This is a genomic window from Kangiella sediminilitoris, from assembly GCF_001708405.1.
GTDB lineage: Bacteria > Pseudomonadota > Gammaproteobacteria > Enterobacterales > Kangiellaceae > Kangiella > Kangiella sediminilitoris.
Genome location: NZ_CP012418.1, coordinates 657,379 through 678,099 on the forward strand (window position 1 = coordinate 657,379; position 20,721 = coordinate 678,099).

17 protein-coding genes and 2 tRNA genes are annotated in these 20,721 nt (G+C 42.7%); 14 read left to right on the plus strand and 5 right to left on the minus strand.

What is annotated here, in order from left to right; genetic code table 11:
- The first annotated feature begins 237 nt into the window (after positions 1 to 237).
- The 6 genes from clpX to KS2013_RS03130 all read left to right on the plus strand — a co-directional run bounded on the left by clpX (position 238) and on the right by KS2013_RS03130 (position 6,670).
- Positions 238 to 1,506 carry an ATP-dependent Clp protease ATP-binding subunit ClpX gene (clpX, locus tag KS2013_RS03105; protein ID WP_068989599.1) on the plus strand — a complete coding sequence of 423 codons (1,269 nt, stop codon included), beginning with the start codon at positions 238 to 240 and terminating at the stop codon, positions 1,504 to 1,506.
- 84 nt (positions 1,507 to 1,590) lie between these two features.
- Positions 1,591 to 3,993 carry an endopeptidase La gene (lon, locus tag KS2013_RS03110; protein WP_068989602.1) on the plus strand — a complete coding sequence of 801 codons (2,403 nt, stop codon included), beginning with the start codon at positions 1,591 to 1,593 and terminating at the stop codon, positions 3,991 to 3,993.
- A gap of 167 nt (positions 3,994 to 4,160) precedes the next feature.
- Positions 4,161 to 4,433, plus strand: coding sequence for an HU family DNA-binding protein (locus KS2013_RS03115; RefSeq protein ID WP_068989605.1), 273 nt, complete (start codon positions 4,161 to 4,163; stop codon positions 4,431 to 4,433).
- Between the two features lie 15 nt (positions 4,434 to 4,448).
- Positions 4,449 to 4,524, plus strand: a tRNA-Val gene (locus KS2013_RS03120).
- Between the two features lie 52 nt (positions 4,525 to 4,576).
- Positions 4,577 to 4,653 (plus strand) — tRNA-Asp (locus KS2013_RS03125).
- Between the two features lie 103 nt (positions 4,654 to 4,756).
- A complete protein-coding gene (locus tag KS2013_RS03130; protein WP_068989608.1) occupies positions 4,757 to 6,670 on the plus strand; it encodes a SurA N-terminal domain-containing protein in 1,914 nt (637 codons plus the stop codon).
- A 60-nt stretch (positions 6,671 to 6,730) separates the two neighbouring features.
- Here KS2013_RS03130 and KS2013_RS03135 read toward each other — a convergent pair whose 3' ends face one another.
- Genes KS2013_RS03135 through KS2013_RS03155 form a run of 5 tightly spaced genes read right to left on the minus strand, consistent with a single transcriptional unit; the run spans position 6,731 to position 12,019 of the window.
- Positions 6,731 to 7,516 (minus strand): ABC transporter ATP-binding protein, encoded by a 786-nt coding sequence (locus tag KS2013_RS03135; protein WP_068989610.1) that lies wholly within the window; start codon positions 7,514 to 7,516, stop codon positions 6,731 to 6,733.
- Between the two features lie 3 nt (positions 7,517 to 7,519).
- The gene (locus KS2013_RS03140) at positions 7,520 to 8,494 is read right to left on the minus strand and encodes an ABC transporter ATP-binding protein (RefSeq protein ID WP_068989614.1); all 975 of its coding nucleotides are present in this window, start codon (positions 8,492 to 8,494) and stop codon (positions 7,520 to 7,522) included.
- A 5-nt stretch (positions 8,495 to 8,499) separates the two neighbouring features.
- Positions 8,500 to 9,375: an ABC transporter permease subunit gene (locus tag KS2013_RS03145; RefSeq protein ID WP_068989616.1), complete on the minus strand. Its 876-nt coding sequence runs from the start codon at positions 9,373 to 9,375 to the stop codon at positions 8,500 to 8,502.
- A complete protein-coding gene (locus KS2013_RS03150; RefSeq protein WP_068989625.1) occupies positions 9,372 to 10,331 on the minus strand; it encodes an ABC transporter permease in 960 nt (319 codons plus the stop codon). The genes KS2013_RS03145 and KS2013_RS03150 overlap by 4 nt, the downstream gene beginning before the upstream one ends.
- The gene (locus KS2013_RS03155) at positions 10,331 to 12,019 is read right to left on the minus strand and encodes an ABC transporter substrate-binding protein (RefSeq protein WP_068989628.1); all 1,689 of its coding nucleotides are present in this window, start codon (positions 12,017 to 12,019) and stop codon (positions 10,331 to 10,333) included. Before KS2013_RS03155 ends, KS2013_RS03150 begins: the two co-directional genes overlap by 1 nt.
- Positions 12,020 to 12,347: 328 nt before the next feature.
- Here KS2013_RS03155 and KS2013_RS03160 point away from each other — a divergent pair, with 328 nt between their 5' ends.
- The 8 genes from KS2013_RS03160 (at position 12,348) to KS2013_RS03195 (ending at position 20,721) form a co-directional block, all read left to right on the plus strand.
- Positions 12,348 to 13,517: a TonB-dependent receptor gene (locus tag KS2013_RS03160; protein WP_068989630.1), complete on the plus strand. Its 1,170-nt coding sequence runs from the start codon at positions 12,348 to 12,350 to the stop codon at positions 13,515 to 13,517.
- Between the two features lie 290 nt (positions 13,518 to 13,807).
- Positions 13,808 to 14,584, plus strand: a complete 777-nt coding sequence (locus KS2013_RS03165) for a DUF3450 domain-containing protein (protein WP_068989631.1) — start codon at positions 13,808 to 13,810, stop codon at positions 14,582 to 14,584.
- Positions 14,581 to 15,927, plus strand: a complete 1,347-nt coding sequence (locus tag KS2013_RS03170; RefSeq protein ID WP_068989634.1) for a MotA/TolQ/ExbB proton channel family protein — start codon at positions 14,581 to 14,583, stop codon at positions 15,925 to 15,927. Before KS2013_RS03165 ends, KS2013_RS03170 begins: the two co-directional genes overlap by 4 nt.
- Positions 15,928 to 15,937: 10 nt before the next feature.
- On the plus strand, positions 15,938 to 16,450 hold the full coding sequence (locus KS2013_RS03175; RefSeq protein ID WP_068989637.1) for a MotA/TolQ/ExbB proton channel family protein: 513 nt from the start codon (positions 15,938 to 15,940) through the stop codon (positions 16,448 to 16,450).
- Positions 16,451 to 16,467: 17 nt separating this feature from the next.
- Positions 16,468 to 16,866, plus strand: a complete 399-nt coding sequence (locus KS2013_RS03180) for an ExbD/TolR family protein (protein ID WP_068989640.1) — start codon at positions 16,468 to 16,470, stop codon at positions 16,864 to 16,866.
- Between the two features lie 3 nt (positions 16,867 to 16,869).
- Positions 16,870 to 17,505, plus strand: coding sequence for an energy transducer TonB (locus tag KS2013_RS03185; protein ID WP_068989642.1), 636 nt, complete (start codon positions 16,870 to 16,872; stop codon positions 17,503 to 17,505).
- A gap of 20 nt (positions 17,506 to 17,525) precedes the next feature.
- Positions 17,526 to 18,860: a tetratricopeptide repeat protein gene (locus KS2013_RS03190; protein WP_068989645.1), complete on the plus strand. Its 1,335-nt coding sequence runs from the start codon at positions 17,526 to 17,528 to the stop codon at positions 18,858 to 18,860.
- Between the two features lie 94 nt (positions 18,861 to 18,954).
- A complete protein-coding gene (locus tag KS2013_RS03195) occupies positions 18,955 to 20,721 on the plus strand; it encodes a hypothetical protein (protein ID WP_068989648.1) in 1,767 nt (588 codons plus the stop codon).

Genomic DNA, 20,721 nt, shown 5'->3' on the forward strand with positions numbered 1-20,721 from the left:
GTGTTCTTATGGCTTTGCGAGGCTTTTTGCTTTTGTTGCCGTGTTATATTTGGTACTGTTAACGTATAAAGAGCGGGTTTAAGAGGCTGGAGTTATGTAAAGTCCTACTTCCGACTTGAAAAAACAGGCTTAAGACCTCATTTCCTCTTTATAGAAACGGCTGCTACTGCAGTGTATAGAAAGCATTAAATGAAGCCACGCCAATTTTTTAATCTAGGCGCTTGCTTGAGGTAGAAGATGAGTAACGAAAACTCCGACGATAAAACACTTTATTGTTCGTTTTGTGGCAAAAGTCAGCATGAAGTGAAAAAGCTGATCGCAGGTCCTCGTGTGTTCATATGTAATGAATGTGTGGATTTGTGTAACGACATTATTATTGAAGAAATTCAAGAGATTGCGTCGAAGGAAGCAAAGGATAAATTACCTAAGCCCAAGGAAATTGCAGACTTCTTGGAGCAGTATGTTATTGGGCAGGAAGATGCTAAGAAAGTGCTTTCTGTTGCGGTTTATAACCATTACAAACGTCTTGAAAACGAGCCTCACTCCAGTGAGCACCAAGATGTTGAGCTAGGGAAAAGTAATATCTTGCTAATAGGGCCTACTGGTAGCGGTAAAACCTTACTAGCGGAAACTCTTGCTCGAATGCTGGATGTTCCTTTTACGATGGCTGACGCAACCACCCTGACAGAAGCAGGTTATGTGGGTGAAGACGTAGAGAACATTATTCAGAAGCTTTTGCAGAAGTGTGATTATGACGTAGAGAAAGCGGAGCGTGGTATAGTTTATATCGATGAAATCGATAAGATTTCCAGGAAATCAGACAACCCTTCCATTACACGTGATGTATCTGGTGAGGGTGTGCAGCAGGCATTATTGAAGCTGATTGAAGGGACTGTCGCTTCGGTTCCACCCCAGGGTGGTCGTAAGCACCCACAGCAGGAATTTCTACAGGTGAATACCGGAAATATCCTTTTCGTCTGTGGCGGTGCTTTTGCCGGTCTGGAAAAAGTCATTCAAGAGCGTACCGAAAAAGGTGGCATTGGCTTTGGTGCTGACGTTAAGGAAGTAAATGATGGCGCGAAAGTCGGGCAGATGCTGAAAATGGTTGAGCCGGATGACTTGGTTAAGTTCGGGTTGATTCCAGAGTTCATAGGTCGCTTGCCGATTGTCACAACTCTGCAGGAACTTGACGAAACAGCTCTAGTGCGGATTCTAACTGAGCCTAAGAATGCTTTAACTAAGCAATACAGCAAGCTTTTCTCACTTGAAAATGTTGAGCTGGAGTTCCGTAAGGACGCATTAGTGGCGATTGCTCATAAAGCCATGGCACGTCGAACTGGTGCCAGAGGTTTGCGCTCTATACTTGAAGAAATCTTGTTAGACACCATGTATGACTTACCATCTTTAGAAGGTGTCAGTAAAGTTTGTATCGACGGTGCAGTAGTTAAAGGCGAGGCTGATCCTCTCTTGATTTACGACAACCAGTCTAAGGCTGCATCAGAGTAATAGATTGATAAGTTGTGGTTACAACCTCAGGTTGTAACCATTCCCACTGAGTAGATTGGTTAAAATCCCAGGAAATAAACGTACATGCCATTAGAAACTAAAGAACTTCCATTATTACCGTTGCGCGATGTTGTGGTATTCCCACATATGGTTATCCCTCTGTTTGTTGGACGAGAAAAATCGATTCAGGCACTGGAAGAAGCGACAAACGGTGATAAGCAAGTCATGCTGGTAGCTCAGAAAGAGGCAACCGAAGATATGCCTGATGCTGATCAGGTGTATGATTACGGCTGTGTGGCAACAATTTTACAGATGCTGAAATTGCCCGATGGAAATGTAAAAGTTTTAGTTGAGGGTGTCCAGCGCGCTAAGGTTGACCGCTTCGTACAGCTTGATCCGATGTTTATTGCTGAAGTCAGCTTGATTGACAACCAGCAGGGAGAGGAAGATCAGGAAGATGCATTGGCTCGAGCAGCATTAAATAGCTTTGATAAGTACGTAAAACTTAATAAAAAAATACCCAGTGAAATTCTGACAACTCTTTCCGGGATTGAAAACCCAAGCCGTCTTGCGGATAGCATCGCTGCTCACATGTCCTTGAGTATTGAAGACAAGCAAGAGATTCTTCAAATGGAGTCGGTTGTAGAGCGCCTTGAGCACTTGATGAGTAAGATGGAAAGTGAAATGGATCTGCTTGAAGTTGAGAAGCGAATCCGAGGCCGTGTTAAAAATCAGATGGAAAAGAATCAGCGTGAATATTATTTGAATGAGCAAATCAAGGCCATTCAAAAAGAGCTGGGTGATGGTGAGGAAACAGCTTCAGAGCATGAAGAGTTAGCGAAGAAAATCGAAGAAGCTGGTATGACTAAAGAAGCCAAGGAGAAGGCTGAGGCTGAACTGAAAAAATTGAAAATGATGTCACCTATGTCCGCAGAGGCAACGGTGGTTCGTGGTTATATTGATTGGTTACTGGGTGTCCCTTGGAAAAAGAGAAGCCGGGTAAAGCATGATTTGGTAAAAGCTGAAGAGGTGCTTGATGAGGATCATTATGGTCTTGAGAAGATCAAAGATAGAATCCTTGAGTATTTAGCAGTTCAACAGCGTGTGAAAAAGTTAAAAGGGCCAGTCCTGTGTCTTGTAGGGCCTCCAGGTGTAGGTAAAACTTCACTGGGACAGTCTATAGCTCGTGCTACTGGCCGAAAATACGTTCGTATGGCTTTGGGTGGTGTGCGCGATGAAGCTGAAATTAGAGGCCACAGACGTACGTATATCGGTGCAATGCCCGGTAAGTTAATGCAGCGTATGAGCAAGGTTGGGGTTAAAAATCCATTATTCCTGCTGGATGAGATCGACAAGATGTCGATGGACATGAGAGGTGATCCATCCTCAGCATTATTGGAAGTCTTAGACCCTGAGCAGAATCATACTTTTAGTGACCATTATCTTGAAGTAGATTATGACTTGTCTGAAGTCATGTTCATTGCGACCTCAAATTCGATGAATATCCCAGCACCATTATTAGATCGAATGGAGGTTATTCGTATACCTGGGTATACCGAAGACGAAAAAGTTGAGATTGCAAAACGCTACTTACTGCCAAAGCAAATTAAAAACGCGGGTTTGAAAAAGAATGAGCTTGACCTTTCGGAAGACGCTCTTCGAAGCATCATTAGATATTATACCCGTGAATCAGGTGTCCGAAATCTCGAGCGCGAAATTTCAAAGGTTTGCCGTAAAACGGTCAAAGAACAATTGCTAGCGACCAAGGCTAAGAAAACAGTCAAGGTGACTGATAAGAACATAGATAAATACCTCGGAGTGCAACGCTTTGATTATGGCCGTGCTGGCGAAAATAACAAAGTAGGTCAGGTTACGGGGCTAGCTTGGACGTCTGTCGGTGGTGAGCTGTTAACAATTGAGTCGGTTGTGGTAAACGGTAAAGGTAAAACCGTCTTTACCGGACAATTGGGCGATGTAATGAAAGAATCTATCCAGGCAGCAATGACGGTTGTTAGAAGTCGTTGTCTGGCGTTAGGAATTGAACCTGACTTTTATGAAAAGAAAGACCTACACATACATGTTCCAGAGGGAGCAACTCCAAAAGACGGCCCAAGTGCCGGTATCGGAATGTGTACAGCGCTCATTTCTAGCTTAACAGACATCCCTGTAAGGAAAGATGTAGCTATGACGGGTGAAATCACCTTGCGAGGTGAAGTATTGCCTATCGGTGGTTTAAAAGAAAAGTTATTAGCCGCTCACAGAGGCGGTATAAAAACAGTCATTATTCCAAAAGAAAATGAAAGGAATCTCGAGGATATTCCAAAAAATATCAAGCAGGATCTTAAGATCGTTGCAGTGAAATGGATAGACGAAGTTATTGATATTGCTCTTGAACGATTGCCTGAGCCTATCAGTAGTCCGGTTGGATCAAAGCCTGAATCTGCGCCAGCAGAGAAGGGTGAACAGAACAAAATTCAACCACATTAAGCGTGAAATGCTGATTTCTAGAGACTTTTAGCGATATTGCTCTAAATTATCTTGACAGTTTTAACAGTCAATTGATATAACAGAGCACCTTGAGTTATGCATAAAAACTCTAAGAAACGCAGTAAATTTTTTAATCACAGATTTCTAAAAAATAAAGGGGAAAGTGTGTGAATAAATCAGAATTAATTGATGCTATCGCAGCAGGCGCAGATATTTCTAAAGCAGCAGCAGGTCGTGCATTGGATTCAATGTTGGGCGCTGTAACTGATTCACTACAAAAAGGTGAGCAAGTTTCTTTAGTGGGTTTTGGTACATTTTCTGTAAAAGAGCGCGCAGCTCGTACAGGACGTAACCCTAAAACTGGCGAAACTATCCAAATTAAAGCAGCAAAAGTTCCAGGATTTAAAGCTGGTAAAGCGCTTAAAGACGCGGTAAACTAAGCGCCGTTTTTTTGCGGGTGGTTAGCTCAGTTGGGAGAGCATCGCCCTTACAAGGCGAGGGTCACTGGTTCGAGCCCAGTACCACCCACCAAGTCTTTCACCATAAGTTCAGTTGAACGCTTATGGTGAGGACTTAAAAATTCGGAGCGGTAGTTCAGCTGGTTAGAATACCGGCCTGTCACGCCGGGGGTCGCGGGTTCGAGTCCCGTCCGCTCCGCCACTTTTTAAGCGCGCCTCTTTAGGCGCGTTTTTTATAACTGGCGATAGAAAAGTCAGTAATCTACGTGTAAAGCAAAGTTTATAAACGAAAGGTAATTTCAGCCATGATGTTGGAAAAGATTCAGCAAAGCATGAATAGCCCGATAATGAAGTTCGTTATGTTCATCATTATTGTGTTTTTCATTGGAGCAGGCTACTTCGGTGCCAATATGTTTGGTGGTGATCCAAACCGAATCGCAGAGGTTGATGGTGTTTCAATCAGCAGCCAACGGGTGCAAAGCCAAATTGATCAGATGCGCCAACGTGATGGCCAGGCTTTTGAGCAGCGTTATCCAACTGAAGCAAGCCGTGAGCAGCTTCGTCAAACCATCGCTCAGCAGTTAATCAACAGTGAAGTTATTGTGGCGGGTGTTGCAAGAGCTGGCTTTGCTGCTTCTGAAGAGCAGGTTAAGGAATGGATTCGCACTAACGAAATTTTCCAAATCAATGGGGAGTACTCCGCTCGTCAGGCAAGGGAAATTCTTCGTCAGAATGGTATGTCGGAAGATAGACTGGCAGAAATGGCTCGTGAAGAAATTGCACGTGAACAGCTACAAAATGGGCTAACAAGTTCTGGGTTTGCTCTGTCCAATGAAGTAGCGACCTTATATCGATTACAGGAACAGTCTCGTGATGTAAGAGTTCTTCGCGTCCCTATCTCGGCTTTCACTGAATCAGTGGACTTTGGTGATGAAGCAATTAATGAGTATTACCAAAACAATCAAAGTCAGTTTCAGCAGCCAGAGCAAATTAACTTAAAATATGTGCGCTTGTCTGTTGAGAATCTGATAGAAGAAAATAAATCTGACGTGACTGAGGAGCAAATAGAAGCATTTTACGAAGCTCAAAAGTCAAATTATCAGGAAGTTGGTGAGATACAGGTAGCCCATATTCTTATTGATAATTCTGTTGAGAATGCTAAGTCTAAGGCAGAGCAATTACTTGAGCAATTAAAGCAAGGGGCAGACTTCGCACAATTAGCAGAAGAAAACTCTTCTGATACATTCAGTGCAGAAAATGGCGGTCAGTTAGATTGGGTTGATGCGGTTGAGCAAAGTGATGAATCGGCCGGTACGGGCTGGGCTCCAGAATTTGAGCAGGCTGCTTTATCACTGGAGAGCCGTGGTGATATCTCCGATATAGTTGAAACGTCTTTTGGTTTTCATATTATTAAACTTCTCGATAAGCGTCCAGGCAGCACAACGCCTTTAGAAGAGGTTCGTGATGACATTATCACAGAGCTTGCTGAAGAAGCGGCCACTGAAGAGTTTTATGAAAAAGAATCAAAGTTGAATGAAATGCTATTTGAGTATGGCGATGACATTCAAAAGTTTGCAGAGCAAGTTGGTTTAACTGTAGAAGAAACAGGCTTATTCAGTAGACAGAGTGCTACTGGAGTTGCTGCAGAACCAGCACTACTAGAGAAGGCGTTTACAGCGCAGGTCATTGACTCAACAGACGTAAGTGATGAAATTGAGTTAGGCAATAAAGATATTATTTATGTTACGGCCACAGACTATAAAGCTGAATCAGTTAAGCCTTTAGAGGAAGTAAAAGCTCAGATAGTAGCTACACTAACACAACAAAAAGCTGCTGAGGCCGCTGAAGAGTTCGCCAGTAACGTTATGGATGCTCTTAAAAGTGGTGATTCAGTGGACGACATGGTTTCTTCTAAAGAGCTGGAGTGGCAAGAGAACGCGGACTTGAAACGCCGTGATTCTGAAATGAAGTTTGATCTTGTATCCGCCATATATCAGCTGCCTGCACCAGCAGAAGGTGAGTCAGTAATTGACTCTAAATCTTTGTTTAATGGTGATTATGCTGTTATTGAGCTTAAGGCTGTAAATTATCCAGATCCTTCGGATATGGATGAGTCTAAACGCGAGCAGTTACAGCAGATGGCGAAGAACTTGAATACTCAGGTAGATACTGGGAACCTTATTCAATACTTCCAGAATACTGTCGAAGTGAAAAAGTAATGCTTCAATCTCAAAAAAAAGCCACTCAGAGAGTGGCTTTTTTTATGCTTCAATATTTTTCTAGCGATTCTTTTTGTAGCCTGCCGAGGCATTCAGCAGCTCAAGTGTATATTGTGATTTAGGTTGGCTGAAAATATCGGCAACTCTTCCATACTCTTCCTGTTTTCCGTTATTTAATACCAGAACCTTGTTACTAAAGTGCTGAACTAGGCCAAGATCGTGTGATATGAACACATAGGCTAAATCAAGCTGGTCCTGAAGGTCGAGGAGAAGGTTAATAATTTGAGCCTGAACTGAGACGTCTAAAGCTGAAACAGGTTCATCTGCAACGATTACCTTCGGACGTAATAAAAGGGCTCTGGCAATGGCTATGCGCTGTCTTTGCCCACCTGAAAATGTGTGAGGGTACCGTTCAGCATATTCGGCACGCAGACCGACCATTTCAAGGACTTCTTTGATTCTTTCCCGGCGTTGGCTTGCAGTGTAAGTGGTGCCATTATGCAATGGCTCTTCCAAACTTTGCATGATGGTAGCTCGTGGGTTTAGTGAAGCAGATGCGTCCTGAAAAATCATCCTGATATTTTTATACCACTGGAACTTGTTCTTTCTCTTTAGAATATCCTTCCCTTCGAAGAGTAGCTCGCCGCTATCAGGACTATCTGCACCAACTAAAATGCGGGCAAGGGTTGATTTCCCCGAGCCAGACTCTCCAACTACGGCCAAAGTTTGCCCTTCGTTCAGACTGAAGCTGACATCTTGTAATACCTCAAGATAACCTTTTTTTAGCGGGTTATTTGAAACCTTATAACTTTTTCGTAGATTTTTTGCAGAGAAGAGGTTTGGCATATGTTAATCCTCCTCAATTAGAGGGAAGTGACAGCGTACCTTACGTCCTTTTAGAGAACGTAGTTCAGGGGGTTGTACACATTTTTTATTGGCATAGGGGCAACGAGGCCCTAAATAGCAGCCCACAGGCAAATGATCCAAGGATGGGGTACTTCCCTTGAGATTAAAGAGGCGCCTTCCCTTTTTGTAATGCATCCCGTAGTGTGGAACGCTATCAAGCAACGCTTTAGTGTAAGGGTGATAAGGTTGGCTCAAAAGGTTATAAGTTCGCCCAGACTCAACAATCTGGCCTCCGTACATGACATAAACTTTATCGGTTGTCTCCGACAGGATAGAGAAGTCATGAGTGATTAGCATCAGAGCCATGTGATGCTCTTCATTTAATTTTAAAAGCAGGTCCAGGATTTGTGACTGTACTGTTACATCAAGCGCCGTCGTCGGCTCATCTGCAATGAGAAGCTTGGGCTGGCAGGCAAGAGCCATGGCTATCATTACACGCTGGTTCAACCCACCTGACAGTTGGTGGGGATATTCTTTATATCGGCGTTTTGCATCCAATATCCCTACCTGATTTAATAACTCCAAGGATTTCTCATATCGCTCCTTGCGAGTGCCACCATCATGAAAGCGGATGGTTTCATCGAGTTGATAGCCTATTGTTAATGAGGGATTTAAGCTTGATGTTGGTTCCTGAAATATGATTGAGATATTGCTGCTAATCAATTTTTGGCGCTCTGCTGCACCCATACGAGTCAAGTCATGACCATCAAGGTTAAATAAATCTGCTCGCATTGTTGCTGCGGGTGATAATAAGCCTGCAATAGCTAAAGCCATAACACTTTTACCGGATCCGGACTCGCCTATGACTCCTTGTACCTGCCCTGCATTGATGGATATTTTTGCGTTATCTACCGCGGGAATAATACCGCTATCGGTTTTAAAGTTAACGCTTAGGTTTTCTACTTGCAGTAATCCCATAAAATCTACCGGTTGAGCCTTGGATCTAGAGCATCACGTACGCCATCTCCGACCAAGTTGATTGAAAGCACTGTAAGGAAAATAGCCAGACCTGGCAAAGTCATGGTCCATGGCGCAAACTGAATAAACGCTCTTGATTCGGATAGCATTGTTCCCCATTCTGCCATGGGTGGCTGAGCGCCCAGGCCTAAGAATCCCAGCGCGGCAATATCGAGCAGAGCCGTTGAAAAACTAAATGTTAGCTGCACAATTAAAGCTGGAACAATATTTGGCCAGACATGGTGTGTCAGTAGGCGAAAACGCTTTGCTCCATCTAGACGGGCAGCCATAACATAATCTTTATTCAGCTCATCGCTGATGGCTGACTGGGTGATACGAACAAACTGCGGTATTAAAACAATAATGACCGCGTAGATAGCATTGGGCAGTCCTGGACCTATTATAGCTACAATCGCAATTGCCAACAGAAGTGAAGGGAAAGAGAGTAATAAATCCATAATTCGCATCAACAGCGAGCGCAGTGCAGGACTCAGGAAGGCCGAGGCAGCACCGATTACTATGCCTGATATGGCTGCGATAAGCACTACAGTGATTGTGAGCTGTAATGATAAGCGAGCTCCATGGAGTAATCTTGATAGCAGGTCACGCCCAAGATCATCCGTACCAAAGAAGTAATTAAAGTCACCAGCAGAGCTCCATATTGGTGGAACTAGAACCTTGTTATTAAACTGGTGTGCTGGATCGTAGGGCGCAAGCAAGGGGCCAATTAACGCCATTAGCATAATAACTGACAGTACAGCGGTTCCTATTAAAGCACCTTTGTTCTGCTTATAAATAGCCCAGGCCGCTTTTTGATTAGCCGTTCCAATGCGCTTAATCATGACGGTCTCCTTAAGCGCGGATTAAGATAGATACTCAAGAAGTCCAGAGCCAGGTTAAAGGCAATAACGATGATAGAAAGTGCTAAAACCCCCCCTTGGATACTGGCAAAATCACGTCTAGATACAGCCTCCAGAAGCCACTTGCCAATTCCAGGCCATGCAAAAATATATTCAGTAACAATGACGCCTGACATGATGATGCTGACCTGAACGCCGCTAATTGTCAGAATTGGTTGCAATGCATTACGCAGGCCATGAATCCAGATTATCCTTCTCTGGCTGATACCTTTGGAGCGTGCCGTACGAATATATTCCGACTTGAGTACCGCAAGTAAAGAAGAGCGAGTCATGCGGGCAATAATCGCCATCGGGATAGTACTCAATGTTATTGCTGGGAGTACAAGGTGGTGCAAGGCATTCAAAAAAGCATCAAACCCATATTGATTGTGGTGTAGTAAGGTATCAATGAGCATAAAACGAGTATACGGCTGGATGTCATATTGGAAATCAATTCTTCCAGCGACCGGTGTCCAGCCAAGGGTCAGGGAAAACAGCAGCACTAACAGCATACCCCACCAGAAAATAGGCATTGAGTAGCCTACCAAAGATGATGTCATCAGGGTGTTATCCAGCCACCCGCCACGGCGTGTGGAGGAAAGAATGCCCAGCCCCAGGCCTGTTGTAACCGCCAAAGCTAATGCTAATACAATGAGCTCGATTGAGGCGGGAAAATGTTGTAAGAAATCAGTGAGTACACTTCTTTTATGGATACTGGAAATCCCCCAGTCCCCCTGCAATAAAAACTGTAGATACTCGAAGTATTGGAAAAATACATTCTGGCTTTTGTAGTCATGTATCGGCGTGTCAGACTGTAAGCTAAGGATGTAAGTTAAGACCGTTAAGCCCAGAAGACTAATTAGTAATGTACCTAACTGCTTTATAAGAGTGGTGAACATTAATCAGCTTCCTTCTGTGGCAAAACGCGCGTAGTTGGGTCTGGCTTTGAAATAGTTACACCCTCAAAGTTAATGTTGCCAATGGGCGAAATTATTAAGCCGCTGATATTAGGTTGTACCAGGACACTATTATTGGCGTGTGCAATTGTTAACCATGGTGCCTGCTGTTTAAATATTTTTTGTGCCTCATCGTAATATCGCTTTCTTACGGGCTGCTCAGAGAGAGTCCTTGCCTTCAGGATTAGCCTATCAAACTCTTTATCACACCATTTTGAGTAGTTGTTACCGCTAACAGCCGAAGAGCAGCTAAGAAGCGGGGTGAAGAAGTTATTGGGATCGGCGTTATCTGCGTTCCAACCGAGTAATACGCTATGGTGCTGTCCCTGAGCCACTCTTGCTAAAAACGTTCCCCATTCATAAGTGATGATTCGAGCATCAACATTAATGTCTGCCAGGTCTTGCTGAATCATCTCAGCCATCTTTCTGGCATTTGGATTATATGCGCGCTGAATTGGCATAGCCCAGATATCTATACTAAATCCATTGGCATAGCCCGCATCCCGGAGAAGCTCTAATGCCTTTCTCTTGCTGAATGTTATTTTGTTTATATCTTGGTTGTAGGCCCACGATGATGGAGGAATGGGGTTAGTAGCCAATGATGCCTGACGATCATAAACGGTTTGTAATATCGCTTCACGATCAATCGCCATGGTTAGGGCTCTTCTTACTTTTTCATCATCGAACGGCGGTTTTTCAGTGTTAAAAGCCCAGTAGGCAACGTTAAGACCCGGGGTTTGCACGATTTTTAAATCATTCTTCTGGGCAACCTTGAGGTGTACCGGGAGTGGATAACTCATTAAATCGCATTCGCCAGCACTGAACCTGGCAAAGCGCATGGCTGCGTCTGGAGTTATGGCAAACACCAGGTTTTTTACCCGCTTGGTATCGGCAAAATAGTTATCAAACCGCTTATAACGAATGTAAGCGTCGGGTTCGTAGCGCTCAAACCTGAAAGGGCCTGTTCCAATGGGTTTGCTGTCAATCCACTCAGGGTGCCTTAGACGGTTAAGTTGCTCAGCATATTCTGCAGATAAAACTGAGGCAAAAGGTGTCGCCAATATTGATAAGAAAGGGCTTTCAGGACGGCTGAGTACGAATTGAACCTGATGTTCGCCGGTCTTCCTAATGTCTTTAATCAGTTGATCAAGACTTTGTGCGGTAAAGTAGGGGTACCGGCCACCAGAAATACCATGGTAGGGATGGCTGCGTAAGCGTTGGCGATTAAAGCTGAATAAGACATCATCGGCATTCATCGGACGACTGGGCGTAAATATTTGGCTACCATGAAATGCGACATCTTTTCTAAGATTAAAAGTATAACGTAAGCCGTCATTACTAATGCGCCAGGACTTAGCTAATGAAGGTGCGATCTCCGTAGTACCGGGCCTGTATGTCACTAACTGATTATAGATGATGTTGGCTGTTGCGTCGTAGGAAGTCCCTGATGTCACAAGTTGTGGGTTGAATCCATCAGGGCTGCCCTCAGAACAGTAAACCAAAAGCTCTCGGCTGTTTTGCCCGGCTTTTTCGGAGGCATCTGGTGTACAGGCCGAACATAGAAGCAGGGTTAAAACTGCTAATCCGGGCACTTTCTTGGCGATGCTGTTATAAACGCTATGGTTTGACATCAGGTCTTTGTTTTCGTTGGATTTCTTAATAATAACAAGCTTAACAGTCAGTGCCTAGCAATTACTTAGTGTCAAGAAATCATCAAGGCTTAACCCAAACTTGTTACAAGCTGTGAACAGGTGCTGAGTTACCACGGTAACAAGTTGAAAGGGATAGGGAAACTGCTATACTGATTTTGTAGTATATATATGCTGTTAAGAAGTCGTTCAGGCGTTATAACTTAAAGTAAGAAAAACAATTATCTGTCGGGGCCCGTAGTTTGAAATCAAAAGCAATAAGTATTTCGGGTTTCGTAAAGTGATGGCAGAGATAAGTATAGAGTGAGCAATGAAACCGTTTAATCAGGCAAAAATGATCGCCACAGCAGCGCTGGTGCTACTTAGCAGCCCAGTTGTTGTTGCAAATGGTGCTTCAGTACCGGCGGACAGCTGGTCTCCCTATACATTTGGTGATTCTTCTTACGCTGAACTATTTGACTATTACTCCTCTTCCAAAGTGATCCCTCTTTACGCTGATTCAGACTCAGGTACTTTTGGTGGTAAAGATAATGAAGAGAAATTATCCGTGGGTTTCTCTGATAGTATAGATGGATTCTGGAAAGTGTCTTTAGATCTGAATCAGTCTAAAGAGTCGGCTTTTGCTGATGAACAGTATCGTTTGAATACGGCATACAGTCCGAATAATGGAGAGTCTACCTTTTACATTGATTATGGAAATCGACGAGTTCCTGTTTCCATCAAGGTTGATGATATTCTCGAGTATAATCAAAAGCGCATTTCGGATGAAAACTTTTCACTTGGGTTAAATCAAAAGTTAAATGATTCATGGTCAGTAAGTATTAGTTATACTAAGTCTGAGCTTGAACAGAATTCATCACAAAACAGTGAAGTCGGTTACGAACATAGTGGTGCTTTGAACCAGCATTATTGGTTCGACCTGAACAAAGATGGTTTGCCTGAGTCGGTGAATTTGTTTTCTGAGCTCGGAACAGCTTCAGACTTCGATAAGGCCTCTGAGGGAATTGAAATACGCCTAACCCGGCAGGCCAGTGATAAGCTGCGTGTTGGCGGTACAATAAGTAGCTCTAACCTGAACTTGGATTGGCAACCTTACAAGTTTGATAATATACAACTTCCAATCTCAGAGTATGATGAACAGAGTTTTTCGCTGTTTGGTCAATATGATATCAGCCAAGATTGGCGTTTCAATGCGAATCTGAGTCGCAACTACTTTCAAAAAGAGTCCCCTCAGGTAGTGTCTTTACTTGCTGCTGATGCTAGCGAACTAAACTTTGAAAATACAACCTTAGACATAGGTGTCCAATACCAGGGGCGCTGGGATGATATGGGGCTGGTGATTCGAATAGATTTGCTTAATTTGTTGGGAGAGGCTGCGGACCAGGATAATGGTTTGCAACAGCTGGATGATTCTGGGTTGATGCCTTACACCTTCCAAAGCCCAAAATATATCAAATTAAGCGGCAGTATTAACTTCTAGTCAAAGCTCACTGATATATTGTCACTTCTGCATTCAACTATAAAAAAATATTATCTGAGTATATTACTAAATGTAAATTAGCTGTAATGATTTGTTGACCGTTACGGGGCTTGTCATTTATAGTTGATTTCTTTCACCGCGAGAAGACCGATTGGTTTAAGTTGACAATTAAAGAGACGGTATTAACACTTCTGGCCTTTAATTTCTTGATTTTTGGCCTGAATCCTACTAAGTTTCTTTAACATCGACTTTTAATGAAACAATTTCTGAACAGAAATTTGGGTAAGTTTATGAAAAAACAAGTACTTTTTAAGAAAACGGCTATTGCCTTGATGGCTTCTGCTGTCATGGGGAGCACAATTGCTGCTGGCCCATTCAATTCTTCTATGAATATAGAAAAGCGAATTGATAAAGAGGCAGCGAGCACACAGGTGTCTGTAGATCGTCTAGCAGAGCAAACGACCGATTTGGCGCTAGAATACAGAAACACTTTACAGCAAGTTGATAGCCTGCGCATTTATAACACTCAGCTTGAAAGACAAATTGCATCTCAGGAAAAAGAGATTGCATCAAGCACTGAGGAAATGGAAACCATTGATGAAACAGAAAAGGGTGTTCTTCCACTGATGGATGAAATGATCAAAACCCTTGATGAGTTTGTTCAGTTAGACATTCCATTCAACCTTGAAAAACGTCAGGAACGTGTACAAAACTTGTACGGCCTGATGGATTCAGCTGATGTTACTGTTTCTGAGAAATACCGTAAGATTCTAGAAGCTTATCAAATCGAAATGCAGTACGGTAATGCTGTATCTGCAAGTAGTGGTACCATTGATAAAGACGGTGAGACTCTAACTGTCGATTTCCTACGTGTTGGTCGTTTATCTTACGTTTACTTAACTGTTGACGGTGAAAGTGGTGCCTATTGGGACAAAAGTTCAGCTACTTGGAAACCTCTTCCGAATGAATTCTTAGATTCGGTAAATAGCGCTATCAATATGGCGAAAGGTGTAGCAACACAAGAACTCTTCAAAGTACCAGTCCCAGTTACGGAGGCAGCACAATGAGAAACATTTTAGCATTATCACTCGCTGGCGCCTTAGCGTTTAGTGTTTCAGCTGCGTCAAATGCTGCTGAAAGCTTGTCACACGCCGACCTACTTAAGAAAGTAAGAGATAAAGAGCGTATTCAAGAGCAGGTGAACAACCAGCGTGTTCAAGAATTTGTTCGTAAGAAAAACCAGCAAGCGGAGCTACTAGCGGACGCAAAAGCACGTTTAGCAGCAGAAGAAGCTCGAAGTGAGCGTCTTAAAGCCGAGTTTGATGAAAACGAAAAACAACTAACTGAAATTGCAGAAGACCTTCGTGTTAAGCAGGGTAACCTGGGTGAGTTGTTTGGTGTAGTTCGTCAGGCAGCTAACGGCTTGTCTGGTGATATTTCATCATCATTAATCAGCGCTCAGTATCCTGGTCGTGATGCCCTGCTAAACAAGTTAATCGAAGCAGAAGAGCTTCCAAAAATGGACGACCTTCGTGGCTTCTACGTATTAATGTTGCAGGAGCTTTCTGAGCAAGGTAATACTGCAAGCTTTGCCGCAGACGTTGTAAACGAAGAAGGTCGTACAGAAACGCAAACTGTTGAGCGTATCGGTACCTTTAACCTGCTTACTGGTAAAGACTACCTGATTTACGACAAAGGTCAGATCAAAACTTTACAAGTTCAGCCTGGACCAGAAGTTCGTGACTTGGCAGCTGACTATGAAGCAGCAAACTCTGGCTATGCAGGTCTTTACATTGACCCTACTAAAGGCGGTATCCTACAGCTAGAAAAGCTGAAAATGAGCCTTCCAGACCGCTTATGGAAGTTTAAAGGTTTCGCAGGTTCAACAGTAATGATCTTGTTGGCAATCGGTATCTTAATTGCTCTAGAGCGTCTGTTCACACTGTACATGGTTACAGGTCCAAAAGTTGCTTCACAGAAGAAATCAAGCACTCCTGGCAACAACCCACTTGGTCGTGTAATGAAAGTTTACTTGGCGAATAAGAATGAAGACGTCGAGAACTTGGAGCTGAAACTTGATGAGGCTGTACTGAAAGAAACGCCTAAAATCGAGCGTGGTATCAACTTGATAAAAGTTATTGCAGCGCTAGGTCCTTTGTTGGGTCTATTGGGTACGGTAGTTGGTATGATTGAGGTATTCCAATCTATTACACTTCACGGTACTGGTGACCCTCGTTTGATGGCAAACGGTATTTCGCAAGCATTGGTAACAACCGTTTGGGGTCTATTAGCAGCAATCCCACTTACATTCCTACATGCCGTTGTTGCAGGTAAGAGTAAGAACATCATTCATGTACTTGAAGAGCAAAGCACGGGCCTAATGGCTCAACACGACGAAAATAACGGATAGGAATTTCCTTATGGAATTAATCTATACGATATTAGAGTTTATTGATAAAGGTGGATGGGTCCTATGGTGGATAGGGCTCGTTCTATTCATGATGTGGACCTTTATTATCGAGCGTTACTGGTACATCTATGGGCAATTCCCCAAAGAAGCTCGTTCGATTATCGCTCGTTGGAACTCTCGTGACGATCAAACTTCATGGCGCGCACATCAAATCCGTGAAGCTTGGGTCTCTGTTGCGAGAGAAGCTTTGAACCAGAGAATGTTATTAATTAAAACGTTGATTGCTATCTGTCCATTACTAGGCCTTTTGGGTACGGTAACCGGTATGATCAGTGTTTTCGATGGCATGTCAGGTCAAGGCTCAGGTAGTGCACGTCAAATGGCGGGCGGTATCTTCCAAGCGACAATTCCGACAATGGCGGGAATGGTTGCAGCTTTATCTGGCATTTTCTTCAGTAGCCGTTTAGAACAAACAGCTTATATGAAGACACACCAGTTAGCCGACAACCTTCCACACCATTAATTATTGGGTGAAGCTACATGGCTAATGATAAAAGAAAGCAAGAAGATGTTGAAATTGACATGACACCGATGCTCGACATCGTGTTTATCATGTTGATTTTCTTCATCGTTACTACGGTTTTTGTGAAACAAGCAGGCGTAGATGTTGTCAAACCTAGTGCGACCACAGCAGAAGAGCGTAAAAACGCATATATCTTTGTGGCCATTGACGATAAGAACACCATTACGATTGATAAAACGACTGTTCAGCCTGCAGAAGTTAAATCAAAAATCCAATCATTGCGTACTGAAAACTTGGAAGGTGAAGTAGTTATCCAGGCAGATAAAAAAGCAAGAGCAGGGCTTGTGTTAAAAGTCATTGATTTTGCTAAAAGCGCTGGAGCCAAGGTTTCTGTCGCAACAGAGAAGGTACAGTAAACGATGATGAGAGTTATATTAAGTGCACTGTTTGCCTTTGGTATTGTGGTTGGTCTATTTCTATTGATGAATCTTTTGATCTCTTCTGATGATACGAAAGATGAAGATATGGACAATATCAAGGTAGAAGTGGCTTTTGTTGAGGAAGATAAACAGGTTCAACGTAAAGAACGTCGTCCTCCTAAAAAGCCACCACCACCGAAAGAGCCACCACCGCCACAACAACAGGTGCAGCAGAAGCAGCAGAAGGTTGTGACTGCGTTGGTTGATATTAAGATTGATAATATTGATGCTTCTATGGACGGCGCAGGTATTTATATTGGTGGTTTAGGGCAAGGCCAGAGTGACTTTGCTGGAATGGGTGATGGTGATGCTATCCCTGTATACCAGCCACCTGCTGACTACCCAGTCCAAGCACAGCTGAAAGGCATTGAAGGTTATGTAACATTCAGTTTGGATATCGGTCCAGATGGTTCGCCGTCAAACATTTCGGTTGAAGATGAAAATCCTCGTGGTGTCTTCCGAAGAAATGCGTTACGAGCTATTCGGAAGTGGAAATTCAAACCAAGAATCGTCAATGGGCAGCCCATCCCTCAGCGTAATATGAGGTATACGATGGAATTTGAGCTTGCTCAATAACCATAAATAAGTGTATGAATATGAAGAAATTATCCGTTTTATTAGGAGTCACAGGGTTGGTTTTTGCGGGCAGTGCTATGGCACTTCCGCAAACCAAGTATACTAGCTCTTGTAAGCCTCTCTCTCCTACAGAAGGCAAATACGAGGAAAAAGGCTCTACTGGTTCGATTAGCTCACAGTCAGCGTTCAAGAAACTAACGGCAGCTAACGAGGCATACGCAGACGGAAAGCATCAAGAGTCAATCGCTATACTTAATGAGCTTATTGCTAACTCAAGTGATAAAGTTGCTGTAGGTAGAGCACAGTCATTGCAGGGTATGAACTACCAGGCGATAGAGAACTACAGCGCAGCGCGTAATGCTTTTATGAAAGCAATCGAAAGCGGATTCCTGCGTAAGCAAGATGAAGTACGTCTGCGTCGTGGTATTGCTCAGCTCTATGCTATTGAAGAGAATTACTCTCAAGCAATAAGCTGGATGGAGCGTTATTTTAAAGACGCCATCAAGCCACCAGCAAATAGTTATGCTTCCTATGCAAGTCTTCTTTATAACAGTGAGAAGTATCGTGAAGCCATTTGTCCGGCATACATAGCGTTAGAGCAAGGTATCAGTTCAAAAAAACCAATGTACAGCATGCTTTTCGGTGCACACATTAGGTTAAATGAAAATGTTGGTGCTGAGACAATCGGCGAGGAAATGATTGAGCTTTTCCCAGACGATAAATCTGTCTATAACAACTTGTTTGCCGTATATAGCCGTCGTGGAAAACAGGCTGACATGCTTGCTTTAGCTGAATTAGCGAGAATGAATGGAATATGGCAGAGTGAGACGAACTATAAGCAGCTTTCTGCATTGTTTTCGAACAATAAAACGCCCCGTCTTGCGGCGGAACGCTTAAAAGAAGGCATTAACAAGGGTGTTGTTGAGTCAAACGAGGATAATTGGAAGCGTGTAGCTGATAATTACTTCTTTGCAAAAGACTTGGAGAATGCTGTAGAAGCCTATGATAAAGCATCGTCATTTACATCATCTGGTAAATATGATTATAAAGTAGCAATCATGTATCAAGACAATGATGATTATGCTAAGGCAGCAAGAAAGTATAGCGAAGCTATTAGGAAAGGTGGTCTTAAAGAAGGCGACATTGGTTATGCCTACATGAACTTAGGTGTATCTCAATTCCGTTTGGGCCGCGAACAAGCTGCTATTGAAACAATGAAACGCGCAACAAAATATCCAAAAGTAGCAAAAAATGCTAATGCATACATTAAGTACCTTGGAGATTTGAAAAGAATGCGCGATTCTCTAGCTGAGATTAATCAGGAAGAGAATCAAGAGGGAGAAGGCGAAAGCTAAAACTCACTATCAACAAAAAGAGCGCTATTTTTAGCGCTTTTTTTGTGCCTGTTTACTGGTAAAATCAAACAGATGAGGTAAAAGGGAAACTATATTGAGAGTTGTAATTTGTTGTTTACTGTTATGTCTTTACGGAGTTGAAGCACAAACTGCTGCTATCTTTGAGAGAGTTGACTCTGTCATTGAAGAAACAATTAGTGAAGGTGTCCAGGTTCAGCTGATCGACGCAGATTATCACGATCTTGCGTTTCTCTCCATTCGTACAAGAAGCGTGAGTAATAAAGCTGATTTAATTAAACACAAAGAATATTACCAAAAGCATGGGTTCCCATACACGTATAGTTCCTTCAAAGATTATTCAACAATAATAGTTAAACTTCCGGTTGAACAGTATGAAGAAGTCCTTCAGTCATCGATCGCAAATCTAGAAAACCAGGATTTTCGCTCACTATCTTTTACTGTTATGGGACAAATAAACCAGCAACGTGTTTTAGGTCTTATCAACCGATTCTACTCGAATACAACTGTTAATATTTTGGCTTCGCAGTCAGAATCTGCGGTTAGTGTGGACATCTTAAAGTACGATTTTCCATTTGAGTTTGCACAACCCAAGTCATCAACAAAGGCTACAAAAAATATTGCTACTAGTCTTGTGACTGGTTTTTTACTCTGTCAAATTGACGCAAACAATGTCCCCCTTTTTTATTTGGATCAGGATGGGTTTAGATGCATAAAACCCGCTGATACAAGGCAGCTTCACATTGATGAGAAGTTAGTTGCTAACTATAAAAGTGACCTAATGCAACGCTCCAGATTCATAAACTCTGAACCTTTTGAGTGGTTGCAGCTTCTATCTCAGTTTTCAAAGGATAGAGGCTATGAGCAATTTTTAAGCTATTATAAAGGCCTCCAAACTGTATCTATCGATGACGTTATAGCTCTATATAATGAACGACTACTAGAAGTAACAGACAGCCACCCTGCAACTGAAAGTGTTGAGTCTAAACAAAAGTATGATTTTAACCAAAACGTCGAAGATCGGTTCGAAGTTGATATCTTTGAAATTGAAGAAATGGATGGTGTCTTTCGATTTACCTTTGCGGTTCGTGTGGACAATAGCTTTTGTGTACTTATAGACTGTAAGAACTCGCCTTACTACCTGACAGTCGCTGATAACCACTTAAACCAAACTCTATCTTTTAGTTTTTCCCCTGAAATATCCCAGCAGGTATTAGGTTATATAAATGAACATTTGGTTCCCTTTATACTTGGGCAAGAAGGGCTCAGACAAAAAGACCTTGTGGTAGCTCTGAGCGGAGATTTCACAGTAGAGCAGTTAGATGGGTTGTTTTTTGCACTAGGGAAGCTTCCGTCATCATCAAGCCTTATGATTCAGCAGAAGGGTATACTGGATACCTCTGACTCAAATTCCAGGAGTTGGAAACTACCTGTTCTACCCGGAGACCAAGACTGGCCTGTTAGTGAGTTATTGTACTATGTACTTAAATCCAGTCTTAGCGAAGAGGCGGAAGTGGTAAAAGATAATTCTATAATTGGCCTGAAGCCGCAGCCATTTTTTAACGTGAATCGGTTTAGCTCGACACTGACCGTTAGGCCAGCCAATAAGATCCATGAGAATTTAAATACTAGCCTGCTTGTGGATGAGAAACAATTTGAACAGTGGAAAAAAAGCCTTCTCAATAACTTACGACTTCAGGATAGTAAATACCAAACAAAATTATTAACCAAGGTTTTTGGCCTGAAAGATTATAATGAACAGCTTAATAAGGGTATTGCCGAATTAACACTAAGTGATTTTAAACAGTTCGTACAAAGTTCTTTGATAGAGCATATAGAGTAA